11 protein-coding genes are annotated in these 12,469 nt (G+C 37.3%); 1 reads left to right on the plus strand and 10 read right to left on the minus strand.

Translation table 11 applies throughout. The annotated features are described in order from the left end of the window. Window positions 1-61 precede the first annotated feature (61 nt). From IGK86_RS09335 to IGK86_RS09365, 7 genes are all read right to left on the minus strand, one after another. Window positions 62-1,390, minus strand: a complete 1,329-nt coding sequence (locus tag IGK86_RS09335; RefSeq protein ID WP_016617216.1) for an amidohydrolase — start codon at window positions 1,388-1,390, stop codon at window positions 62-64. After that, the gene (locus tag IGK86_RS09340) at window positions 1,374-3,158 is read right to left on the minus strand and encodes an adenine deaminase (RefSeq protein ID WP_016617215.1); all 1,785 of its coding nucleotides are present in this window, start codon (window positions 3,156-3,158) and stop codon (window positions 1,374-1,376) included. Before IGK86_RS09340 ends, IGK86_RS09335 begins: the two co-directional genes overlap by 17 nt. After that, window positions 3,134-4,198 (minus strand): ABC transporter substrate-binding protein, encoded by a 1,065-nt coding sequence (locus tag IGK86_RS09345; protein WP_002357914.1) that lies wholly within the window; start codon window positions 4,196-4,198, stop codon window positions 3,134-3,136. The genes IGK86_RS09340 and IGK86_RS09345 overlap by 25 nt, the downstream gene beginning before the upstream one ends. A gap of 26 nt (window positions 4,199-4,224) precedes the next feature. Next, window positions 4,225-5,265 (minus strand): ABC transporter ATP-binding protein, encoded by a 1,041-nt coding sequence (locus IGK86_RS09350; RefSeq protein WP_002384674.1) that lies wholly within the window; start codon window positions 5,263-5,265, stop codon window positions 4,225-4,227. A 38-nt stretch (window positions 5,266-5,303) separates the two neighbouring features. Next, window positions 5,304-6,083: an ABC transporter permease gene (locus tag IGK86_RS09355; RefSeq protein WP_002357916.1), complete on the minus strand. Its 780-nt coding sequence runs from the start codon at window positions 6,081-6,083 to the stop codon at window positions 5,304-5,306. Continuing rightward, the gene (locus tag IGK86_RS09360) at window positions 6,076-6,912 is read right to left on the minus strand and encodes an ABC transporter permease (RefSeq protein ID WP_438742370.1); all 837 of its coding nucleotides are present in this window, start codon (window positions 6,910-6,912) and stop codon (window positions 6,076-6,078) included. Before IGK86_RS09360 ends, IGK86_RS09355 begins: the two co-directional genes overlap by 8 nt. Before the next feature lie 207 nt (window positions 6,913-7,119). Further along, a complete protein-coding gene (locus IGK86_RS09365; RefSeq protein WP_002393185.1) occupies window positions 7,120-7,500 on the minus strand; it encodes a hypothetical protein in 381 nt (126 codons plus the stop codon). A gap of 230 nt (window positions 7,501-7,730) precedes the next feature. On the opposite strand from IGK86_RS09365, the gene IGK86_RS09370 reads away from it, so the two are divergent. Next, a complete protein-coding gene (locus IGK86_RS09370; protein ID WP_025188861.1) occupies window positions 7,731-8,492 on the plus strand; it encodes a WxL domain-containing protein in 762 nt (253 codons plus the stop codon). 114 nt (window positions 8,493-8,606) lie between these two features. Here IGK86_RS09370 and IGK86_RS09375 read toward each other — a convergent pair whose 3' ends face one another. From IGK86_RS09375 to alsS, 3 genes are all read right to left on the minus strand, one after another. Then, window positions 8,607-9,689 (minus strand): PA2928 family protein, encoded by a 1,083-nt coding sequence (locus IGK86_RS09375; RefSeq protein WP_002357921.1) that lies wholly within the window; start codon window positions 9,687-9,689, stop codon window positions 8,607-8,609. Window positions 9,690-9,838: 149 nt separating this feature from the next. Then, the gene (gene budA / locus IGK86_RS09380; protein WP_002366507.1) at window positions 9,839-10,543 is read right to left on the minus strand and encodes an acetolactate decarboxylase; all 705 of its coding nucleotides are present in this window, start codon (window positions 10,541-10,543) and stop codon (window positions 9,839-9,841) included. 11 nt (window positions 10,544-10,554) lie between these two features. After that, the gene (gene alsS, locus IGK86_RS09385; protein ID WP_002357923.1) at window positions 10,555-12,207 is read right to left on the minus strand and encodes an acetolactate synthase AlsS; all 1,653 of its coding nucleotides are present in this window, start codon (window positions 12,205-12,207) and stop codon (window positions 10,555-10,557) included. Window positions 12,208-12,469 lie beyond the last annotated feature (262 nt).

The following is a 12,469-nucleotide window of genomic DNA, read 5'->3' on the forward strand; positions in this document are numbered from 1 at the left end:
TGAATCACTAAACGTCAATCCAGCGTTATTTAATCAATCCGATACGTCCTACTTGCTCTGTTTAGAGAGCAGCTCTCTTTTTAGCTTCTTTCACAAACGTATTCATGGCCTGATATAATTTTTCCTTGATTTCTTTGAGATTAGCTTGTTGTAATTCTTTATTGGCAACTAACTGTTGACCGTTCACCCAAACGGCTTCAACATTGCTAGCATTTGCTGAATAAACCAATGCTGAATAGGCATCAAAAATCGGAAACATATTAACTGATTGCGTTTCAATTAATGCTATATCCGCTTTTTTGCCCACTTCCAATGAGCCGACTTGCTCCGCCAAGCCTAACGTTTTAGCGCCCCCCATCGTTGCCAGATAAACAATTTCTTTCGCAGGAAACAAGGAGCGATCTTGGTGTGCTGTCTTATGAAAATTCGCAACCATGCGCATTTGGGTGAATAAATCTAATGTATTCCCACTACTAGGTCCATCCGTGCCTAAACCGACAATAATCCCTTGATCAAGCATTTGCTTAATCGGCGCTACGCCTTTGGCTGATTTAGTATTCGCACCGATACAATGAGCGACACGCGCTTTTCCATTAGTAGCAGCTAAACTCGCAAGATCTTCATCTGTTGCCAAAATACAATGCGCTAAAATAAACGGCTCGCTCAAATAACCCAGTTCTTCTAAGAAAGCAATTGGTGTTTTTTGATAGGCTTTTTCAAACTCAGCCATTTCATAAGTCATTTCAGCAACGTGCATGGTCACAGGAACTTGGTATCGCCGACTAAGTTCAATAATTTTTGCTAACACTTCTGGTGAGTTGGTATTTGGTGCATGTGGCGCAAGCATAGGCGTAATCAACGGATGTCCTTGCCACTTGCGAATAAAGGTTTCCGCGTAAAAAAGACCGCCTGAAGGTTCCGGACTATCACAAGTGGGCATGTCAATAATCGTTTCTCCGAGCAAAGCGCGAACACTCATTTTTTCGCAACTTTTAGCAATTTCATCTTCAAAATAATACATATCACAAAAGCTCGTAATACCACTCAGTAACATTTCAGCAATTGCATAATCACTACTGCATCCTACTAATTCTTTTGTCATGAATTGTTCTAATGGAAAAAGAAAACGCCGGAGTCGATCTGGCACATCGTCCCCTAACGAACGAAATGGAATCATGCCTACATGGGTATGGGTGTTAATCATCCCAGGTATTAAAATTCCGTTTTGGCCATCGATTACTTGATTTGCAGCCACTCGCTTTTCATCAAGTGTGGTCATTGATGCTAATTCCACAATTGTGTCTTCTTCAATCACTAAATAGCCGGCTTTGATTTCTGAAAATTGCTCATCCATTGTTAGTATATGCACATTTTTAATGAGTGTTTTCATGCAAAAGAACTCCATCCTCTGGAAAAACTAATGGATAGAAACGTTGTGACTTCGTATCCATCATCCCAAAATCTGTCACTTTAATGGCTGGCGAGACAGGTAATGATAGTGTAGAAAAGGACATGATTTCATTCATATTTTGATAACCTAACGCTTGCATAGCTTGTCGGACTTTTTGTAAAGAAGCGCCTAATTGTTCAATCGGTGCTTGCGATAAAATCCCACCAATTGGTAAAGGACAAGTTGCCATCACTTGCTGATCCGAAGCAACCAAATAGCCGCCTTGCATCGCTAATAATTCATTCTGCGCTAACAGAATATCCTCAATCGTATTACCCATCACCATTAAATTATGATGATCATGGGCCCAGGTTGTCGCAATGGCTCCTTTCTCGGAAAGGGGTTGATCCATTAAAGAAAAAGAAATATTACCATTTTTTCCGTAACGTTCCATCACAATTAATAAGGCACAGTTGGCTTTTTGCCATTGCAACAACCCATTTTCAACAGGAATTTCTTTTGTAATTCGCTCTGTAAATGTGCCAATCTCTTGTTTTTGAATCACATTACAACGAACTGTTTCTTTTGTTGTAGCCACCTTTAAAAGTAAATCTTCTTCTGTTAACTTTTTACATTGGATGGTTTGTTGGTAAGCGGCTGGAAACTCTTCGATTTTTTCTGGATAATGGAAGGGCTCGCCTTTTTCAAAAACGACCTTTCCAGATTTATAAACCGTAGTAATATCAAAACTTTCTAAGTCATTTAATAACAAAAAGTCAGCTTTTTTACCAGGTGCAATTTCGCCACGATCATGGAGACCCATTCGTTTGGCCGGCGTATAAGTTGCCATATAAATGGCTTTTTCGATAGGCAACCCTGCTTGAACGGCTTTTTTGACATTTTCATTTAGATGACCTTTTAGCAAATCATCAGCCATCACGTCATCCGTGATAATACTTGCATAATTGTAGAAGTCATTGTCTACTATCACCTGAATGTTTTCAGGAGTGATTGATTTATTTTGAAATTGAATAAAGACGCCCGCTTCAATTTTTTCTTTTAACGTTTTAGGAAATTGATGGGTATGATCTGAAGTGATACCACTATATAGAAAATCTGCTAACTCTTGATCTTCGATTTTAGGACAGTGGCCTTCTAAAGGCATGGTTGGTCGTTGTTTTTGGCACAAATCGATAATTTGACGAATTAAAGAATCTGGCTCATAGGAAATCCCTTTAAAATTCATGGCTTCCCCTAAACAAATCACTTTTGGTTCTTTGAGTAATTCTGCTACTTCTGCTAAGCCGATAATCCCACCAGTTGTTTCTAATTCGGGAGTGGTCGAAGGAACCGAAGAAGGAATTGCGTGAAAGATATCTAGTTCTGTTTCAGCGGCCATAAAAGCTTTTAAGCCTTCTAAGCCAAATACATTAGCCATTTCATGGGCATCGGCAATCACCGTTGTCACACCGTAACGCACTACTGCTTTGGAAAAAATAGTAGGTGTCGTCATGGAACTTTCAATATGCATGTGTGCATCAATTAAGCCGGGAATCATCCATTGATTCTCGGCATTAATTGTTTTTTGGGGCTGCAAATTGACGTTCTCTTCTTCATAAATGTAATAAAATTTATCATTTTTAATCGCAACATTTCGTTGAACGAATGTTTGAGTGACTGTTTGATACAGCCACACATTTTTTAGTAATACATCGACGTTCATTTTGTCCCTCTTTTCTAAAACTATTGATTCATCGTCCGGTTCCATTGATCAATCCAATCCGCTAGTTGACTATTAATAAAATTAAAATCGACTGTTTTGGCACGTTCGGCAATGGCACCATATGTTTTATTTTTCGCTTCTTTTTCGCTTAGCGTTACTTGTTGATTTGTAGGTCCTTCATTTAATGAAATCGCTTTGGCCTTTTGTGATTCTTCACTAATCCGTGCATTAACAAATTTAAAGGCGGTTTCTTTGTTTTGTGCTTTTTTAGGAATATTGACTGTATTATAGTTGGCATACGTGCCGCTTTCTGGAACGACATACGTCACGTTTTCTGCTGCGCCTTGAATAATATCAACCGCAAAATCAGCAACCACAGCTGCTTCAATTTCACCAGATTGGAACATATTAGCTAAGTCTGACGATTTTGAATACGTTTTAACAACGTTTGGTTTTAATTCTTTCATCGCTTCAAAAGCGGCCTTCCCGTTATCTTTTGTAATATCTTGACCAGCATGTTCACTGGCAACGTATAACATTAAAGGACCTGCCGTCGTGGCAACATCTGGAACAGAAATTTTACCTTTCAAATCAGCTGACCATAAGTCATCCCAGTTTTTAATTTCTTTGCCTAATTTTTCTTTGTTGTAAACAATCCCGATACTGTTTACAGCGATTGGTACGCCAGCACCACTTTCAAAAACCTCTTTTGCTCCCGGCGTTAACTGACTTAAATTAGGTACCTCTTTTTCTGTAATTTTTTCAAATAACCCTTCTTTTCCACCTTGTGCTGCATTTGCTTGTGCTAATTCAATGACATCAATTCCCGCATTGGGATTATTTTTTAATTTCGTAAAGCGGTCTGCGCTATTGCCTACTTCTAAGGTAACTTTCGCTTCATTCTCTTTTTCAAATGGAGCGATGATGTCTTTTTTGACAATATCTTCACTTAATCCGAAAGTTGAAACGACTAAAGCATTACTTCCACCTTTGCTCTCGCTTTTCGTAGTTGCTTCGCTGTTTCCACAAGCAGTCATTAATAACGTTGCAGCGACTAATGTCCCTAAAATTACGCGTTTTTTCATTTTTAAATCTTCCTCCAAAATGGTTTTTATTTTTCTAAAATAACTAATTTCTCAGCTGGAAAAGCCAAGTGAATGGTTTCGTTTGTTTCATATAACTGTTCACTTGTTCCATTAACCAGCAATGTACCTAACGCTGTTTCCACTTCATATTGATAGCTTTTCCCTAAAAATGTTCGGACAGCGACAGTACCTGCGACAGTATTAGTAGCAGCTTCTGAAACAATCTCAATGTCCTCTGGACGAATCGTTGCCACTGTCGTTGTAACATTTGGTTCAGGATTAGTCGTTTTCACTATTTGATTTGTTTGTGTCCGATAATGACCGGCTTCCATTTTTTCGACAGAGAAAAAGTTTTCAAAACCGATAAATTCAGCGACAAATTTAGTACGAGGCAAACGATAAATCGTTTCTGGTGAATCATATTGTTCAATCACGCCATTATTCATAATGGCCACTTTATCTGAAATAGAAAAACATTCTTCTTGGTCATGTGTGACAAAAACTGTCGTAATGCCTAATTGTTGTTGAATCCGTTTGATTTCAATCCGCATTGCCACTCGTAATTTTGCATCTAAATTACTCAACGGTTCATCCAGTAGTAATAGTTTAGGTTCGATAATCAGAGCACGTGCTAGCGCAACCCGCTGTCTTTGACCACCAGATAATTGTTTTGGATAACGGTCGCCCAAGCTTTCTAAACCACATACTTTTAGCATTTCCGTGACTTTTTGGTCCATGGTTTGTTTGCTTTCTTTGCGTAATTTCAGCCCAAAAGCGACATTTTCTGCAATCGTTAAATGGGGAAATAACGCATAGCTTTGAAAAACCATCCCGAAGTTTCTTTTATGGACAGGAACCTTTGTTAGTTCTTCTTGGTCAACGAAAAACTGTCCGTCGTTTGGCTTAATTAATCCAGCAATCACTCTTAGCGTAGTCGTTTTACCACAACCACTCGGTCCTAATAAAGAAACTAACTCTCCTTTTTCCATTGAAATATTTAAATCTTTTAAAATATCTTGTTTTCCGTCATAGCTGACGCGAATATCTTTTAAATCCACAAAAGTCAAAATTTTCTCCTCTTTCTATCTCGTGCTTCTTCCATGTTTTAGGCAATGGAAGCTAGTCCCAACGTTTTTTCAATTAAAAACATTAAGCCCATTGTTAGTAGCATCAACAATACAGAAATTGCTGAAACAGTTGGATCATAATTGTATTCCATATAACTTAATAAAGAAGTAGGCAGCATCGTCACACCGGGACCTGATAAAAACATCGATACAGGAACATTGTTAAACGAATTGACAAATGCTAACATAAAGGCTGCAAAAATTCCTGAAGACACATTGGGTAAAACAATTTGAATGAAAGCTCGCAATCTTGTACAACCTAATGTCCAAGCTACTTCTTCCATTGAATAATCTAGTTGTTCCATACTTGATCCAACCACTCGAATAATATAAGGCAAACTAATTAAAAAATGCCCCATTAACAATCCTTGAAAGACAGGCAAACCTAATTTAATAACAATATATTGAAATAACGTATACCCGACCACAATTCCTGGAATCACAGTTGGGGATAAGAAAAAGCTTTTAATAAAGTTGCGCCCACGAACGGAATAACGTGCCAGCGCATAGGAAGCCGGAATCCCTACTATTAATGCTAAAACAGTCGCTAATACCCCAATCAACAAGCTTAACTTAAAACTGTCCATAAACGTTTCCGATTGTAAGGCTTTGGCGTACCAATCTAAAGTAAATCCTTTAATCGGAAATTGAATCGCTGCGGCTGTTCCAAAAGAAGTCACCACAATCAAACATAATGGTAAAAATAAAAACAGAAAAACTAGAATTGCAATAACAGATAGTCCTTTTTGCTTACGCATGATTTGCTTCTCTCCGATCTACTTTCTTAGCGACCATGTCTAGGCCTTTCATCACAATTAATGTCGTTAAAATCATAATAAATGCAAGAACACTCGCCGATTGCCAATCACCTAAAGTATTAGCCTTTTGATATAAGAAGGTCGACATCATCATTTTTTGGTTACCACCTAACAGCTGTGGCGTCGTATAAGCCGTTAAAGTTCCTGTAAACACTAATATACTTCCTACAATGGTGCCTGGAATTGATAAAGGTAAAACAATTTTCCGAAAAGCCGTCATTGGATTGGCGCCTAGCGTCTCAGCCGCTTCTAGCATTTCTCCTTCAATGTTTTCCATAACCCCAACTAAGGTCATAATCATTGTTGGTAAAAATAAATACACTGAACCGATAATAATTGCAAATTCTGTATACAATAAATTCAGCGGTTGCTCAATTAAGCCTGTTTTTAATAACAACGTATTCACTACACCGTTTTTTCCTAAAATGTTAATCCAAGCAAAATTTCGAATAACTGAATTGGTTAATAGTGGAAACAAGGTCATAGCCATTAAAAAGCCACGCCATTTTTTGGAAACTCCAGCAATAAAGTATGCCGTTGGAATACCCAACACAATTGAAATACCCGTCACAATTAACGAAACTCTTATCGTTCGCCAGAAAATTGAAACATTATAGTCATCTTTAAAAAAAGTAACATACTGATTTAGTGTCAAGCCATGATCAGTAAAAATGGTTGGCAAAATGCTAGTAATTAATGGAATCATTAAGAAAAATAATAATAGTACTAGCCCCGGTGCCACAATTAAATAAGGAACTTTCTTGTTCATTCGTACACTCCTCGTTCGTTTTTTCACTTCATCAGTATACGCAAGGAAAACGTATATTTCAACACATTTTCATCTTTTTGTTCGTTTTTAAACCCGAACGTTCGTATATTTTTTCGAAAAAGGTTATTAAAAAATAAAACACGAACATTAAACAAAAAAACACAAACAAGACTGTTTGTGTTTTTTGTCAACTTTTTTATTTATCACTTAATTTTCTTGGAACGTTTGATCCTTTTCCATCATTTTCACTATAATACCATCTTGATACACCTGATAATATCCGAACAATTCATTCTCTTTTGAGACACTATTCTTTTCAGATATAATTTGAACAACATAACTTCCTTTATTTGACTGCTTAAACGTATAATGAAACGCCGAGTCATTCGTTGGTATCCCTAAACCATTTTGTAAAAATTCAATCGCTTCCTGTTTAGTATAAGATTCTGCTTCTAATTGCGTTCCTAAATGCGGATTTTTTTGATCGACAAATTGTCTTACTTTGTCATTATTAGCAGACTTTTCTATAACGACTTCCTGTTGTGAATCCCTACTTCCTGAACAGCCAGATAATACAAATAAAATCATCAACAACCCCAAACACTTACTCAAAGTTTTCTCCTCCTCTCCCTTTTCATTAGTGATACCTGATGATTTCTTTTATATTTTAGCATGCTTGATATAACGAATGGTGCTCAAAAAAGACAGAATCAACAAGTAAAAATTGTCGACTCACCTTTCTCAACTAATATTAAAAACTATTTGTCTCAATATTTTCGAATTCCCTGTAAATTACTGATAAATAAAAACAGCTCTTTTTGCGTATACTTATATTATCAGCACCTAAAGGAGGAACTTTCTTGAATAAAAAAAATCTACTCACTTATCAATCAATGGCAGCCTTGTTTCTAATATTCAGTCTCTTTACTTTTGACCCATCGGTTTCTTTTGCCACCCGTTCTGGAAAAACGCCGGTTTCAGTTGAACTAGAACTTGGAGGGCTGCCTGGCGATGAATCGGTTGACGATGCCATTGATCCTGACTTAGAAAATCCTAACACTAGTTTTGACTTGCTCTTTATTCCGAAAGAATTTACTTTTGAAACCCAAGCGATTTCTGGTGATTTAACGTCAGTTCCTATACGACCTTCTGAAGGCAATACTCATACAATGAGACACTTCGGGATGGGGGATGTTCGCGGAGCCTTAACTGGTTGGCATGTCACTGCTGAAATCCCACACATGCGAAACGAAGCTCATTCTTTACTAGGCATCATTACGTTTCAATTAACAGGCGGCTATGCCCGCTATGACAAAACGTTAAGGCGTTTCTTTATGACAAATACAATGTATGGACTGGATTTTTCAGAAGATCCTGCTGCACCCGACTTCCCGACCAACCCAATTATTATCGGTAACGGTGCGACTTTAATGAGTAACGCTGGTGATAGAAAAGGACAAGGAATGTGGAGCGGCCGCATGACCGATATTTCTCTTGCAATCCAAACCCCTGTTTCACAATTATTTCCTGGCGCATATACAGGTTCGATTATCTGGAATTTAATCTCTGGACCTGCATAGAATAAAAAAAACGCTTAGAAAACTAGCGGAATCACTACTCTTCTAAGCGTTTTTTTATATCATAAGGACTATTTGCTCCTTCTATTTGTCTAAGCATGCTTTACCACTTTTCGTTTAACGAATCACTTGGCCCCAACGGTAATCAAACTGATATTCTTGATTACCATTATTCAGGTTAATTTTGTATAAATAACGCGGGACTTTAATGAATAACGCATCCTCTACTTGAAAAGCTTCAATAGGTACATTTTCTTTAGTTAAAAGCAACGGTGTTTGCCACTCGTATGTTTTTTTCTGCCAATTGTATAAGCCAACTATCGCTTGATTACTTTGTCTTTTCTTGTATGACAGAACATAATAATTTGCTTCATCTTTCTTGCCTAATAAGACTGGTGCTATTAGTTGCTCTTCTAGTTTTCCTTGCACTGTTGTACGTTCTTCCGATGATAGCTCTTGACCAATTTGACTCTCATTTGAATCTACCGTCCATTTAGGCGCTTCTTGTGTTTGAAAGACTTCTTTGAAGGTTGGGTCTTGTTTTAACTGCCAATTTTTCAAATCTAATTGATAATATCGATTGTTTAATCCATAAATATAGAGATAGCGATTATCCATAAAACGATAATCAACGAAATCAGAGCTTAAATAGTCTTTTAATTCAGGGAATTTCTTCACTAAATCCGCTTCAGAAAACTGTTTTTTCCCTGTTTTTGTATCGAGTAAGTAAATGGCCTCGTTATCAGCATTATTCAAAACCACATATTGATCTGTTTGACCAATTAAATAATCACGCCAACCTAAACGTTTACTCCACATTCGTTCGCCCGTCTGACTATTAACAGAAATCACTTGGAACAATGAGTTACTGGTGCTAATGCCATTCGTTCGTCCATTTGGAATAATCATTCGCTCGATTGAAGTTAAGCCTTTTGTTTTTTCAGAATAAAACGTCGCACTTTTCTCTTCAATCGTTACTGAACGAAACATTCCGAAAAAGATTAAACCAGCAAAATGTACCACTGCAAGATAAACCAACAAAATTAACGCATAGGGAACCAGTCTCCTTGTACTCCGCCTTCTTATTAAGGAAATAACCAAAATACCACTAATTACTATAAAAATAATTGCTACAATGATGACAAAAATATCATGATAAAGCCAACCAGACAATTGCCAGCTTCTATAAAGTGTGTCCATTACGCCATCCTTTCCAATTGTTATTTGCTTATTATAAAAAGGATACTATTTTTTTTTGAAAAATAACAACAAAAAGCGACGAACAGCAATAAGCCCATTCAAGTTGACTAACTAGGTAAACTTGAATGGGCGTGGAGAAATGTGCCTTGTTATTCCGCTTCTTCAATTGCGGACAAAGCTTTTGCAATATCAATTTCTTTATTCCGATAGTCAGCATCATGAACTGGAAAATGCTGCCGCAATTCTGCTGCTTCCATCCACGAAACAGTCCCTTGTTTAATGCCAAAATCAAGAATGTGCCCACCAAATTGGTGATCCTCACTGATAAAGTGCAAATGAAATCCTGCAGCAGAAGCACCATGAAATAATTTAGGTGTAAAGAACCCTACAACTGTTCCCTGAATATTCTCCGCTGTAAATTCAGGTTGATTGCGTGCTGCTTCTACAAATGGTGGATATGGTTTTTCTTGTTTAGGTGCCACACGGACATGCATCTTCGCAAAAAGACCGCTAATTTTAATTGCCGCAAAAAAATTAGGACTAATTTTTTCTAAAATTTGTGCTTTAATATTTTCATCGGTTTCCGTTGATACAGGGAATGCGCCATCTTCTTGAAAACGAGTAACTGCGGCATATGGCGTTAATTCTTCGCCTTCTAAAATAGTAATTTCGCCAGTTTGATTCGCATGATACAATATACCGTCCAATAAAATAATTTCGCCATTTGAGCCTTCTAATGTCCCAATTCCAAAATCACCTTGCGTGAGTAACGTACCAATTTCTGCCGTTCCTGCCATCAAACTTTCCATTAAACCGCCTAGCGTACCATGTTGATAAACATATTGTTCGCTCATTTTTCCATCTCCTAATAAAGTTGATCTGGTAACAATGTTTTACCTAATTCTTGATTATCTGAATAATCCACAGGAACATCAATAATCACTGGGCCTTCTGTTTGCATTCCTTCTTCTAAAGCTGCGGCAAATTCTGCTTGTGAATGTACTCGAACCCCTTTGGCTCCAAAAGCTTCAGCATATTTCACAAAATCAACTGGACCAAAATCTACGCCAGAGGATCGATTATATTTCATTTCTTCTTGGAATTTAACCATATCATAACTACCATCATTCCAAATAATATGCACGATATTTTGCTTTAAACGAACCGCTGTTTCTAATTCTTGCGCCGAAAATAGGAAACCGCCGTCCCCAGAAACAGAGATAATTTGTGTATTCGGACGAACCAGCGCAGCCGAGATTGCCCAAGGCAAAGCGACACCTAATGTTTGCATACCGTTACTAAATAATAAATGACGCGGTTCATAACTTCTAAAGTGGCGAGCCATCCAAATGTAGTGACTCCCTACGTCAACAGTAACTGTCATTTCATTCGTGGTTTTTTCTTGAAGCGTTTGAACAATTTCTAATGGATGTAATCGATTTTCAATTGTACTTGTTTTTACTTCTTTAATCGTTAATTTTTCTTGAAGCGTTTCTAAATAATCTTGCGCATCTTCTGTTAATATTGGTTCACTAAATGCTTCTGATAATTTCAAAATATTTTTAGACATATCACCAATTAGCTCTTCTTCCGGTTGCATATATTGGTCAATTTCCATTTGAACTTCATCAATAACAATAACGCGCGCATCTTTTTCTGCATTCCAATTACGTGCCTCATATTCAATTGGGTCATAACCAATCGCAATCACTAAATCACTTCTTTTTAACAAACGATCCCCAGGTTGGTTTCGAAATAAACCAACACGCCCAAAGAAATGTTCTTCTAATTCTTTTGAAATAATGCCTGCTCCTTGGAACGTTTCCACGACTGGCAAACCAGTTATAGCAACCAATTCACGAATGGCTGCGGTAACTTTTCGTGCAGAGGCCCGCATTCCTAAAAGTAAAACAGGTAATTTCGCTTGCTTGATTCGTTCAGCTAAAGCTGCGATTGTTTCTGCTGATGCATGGCCCAGTTTCGGAGCCGACAAAGGCTTAATTGCTTCGCCTGTCACCGGACTATCTGTGACATCTTGTGGGATCGATAAGAACGTTGCACCTTTTTTCGCTGTTTTGGCGATACGGTAAGCATTGGCAATATTTTCAGATAATGTTTCTGGATCTTGAATTTCTGTACTGAATTTTGTTATTGGACTAAATAATGCAGCATTATTCATGCTTTGGTGAGTTAATTTTGACAAATCGGACCGTTTCACCTGTCCAGCCAATGCTAAAACAGGGTCCCCTTCTGCAGTCGCAGTTACTAACCCAGTTGCTAAATTGCTGGCACCAGGTCCACTAGTTGCAATAACTAAGCCAGGCTCTCCCGTCAAACGACCAATCCCTTGTGCCATAAAGGCTGCATTTTGTTCATGTCGAGCTAAAATTAATTCTGGACCTTTGTCAACTAATGCATCAAAAACCCCATCAATTTTTGCACCGGGAATCCCAAAAATATAGGGCACTTCGTGATTGATTAAACTTTCTACTATGATATCTGATCCTTTTTTACTCACTGTTATACCTCCAATTAAAATCTGTACTAATTACAAATACAAAAATACCACTAAAATTCTAATTAATCAACAATGAAACACATTGAAAACGTGTAATATACTAATTCGCATATTTTAATAGAATTGAGATATTTCAAAAGATTAAGCAAAAATAATGCAAAATACCTTAAAGTTTTATAGTCTTTCAACAATTATTATATACTTCTTCACTAAAAATTAGTAAGATTAACCTATAAGAAAAAAATCACAACCTGTGATAAAT

Source organism: Enterococcus sp. DIV1206 (genome assembly GCF_051712485.1).
Lineage (GTDB): Bacteria > Bacillota > Bacilli > Lactobacillales > Enterococcaceae > Enterococcus > Enterococcus faecalis.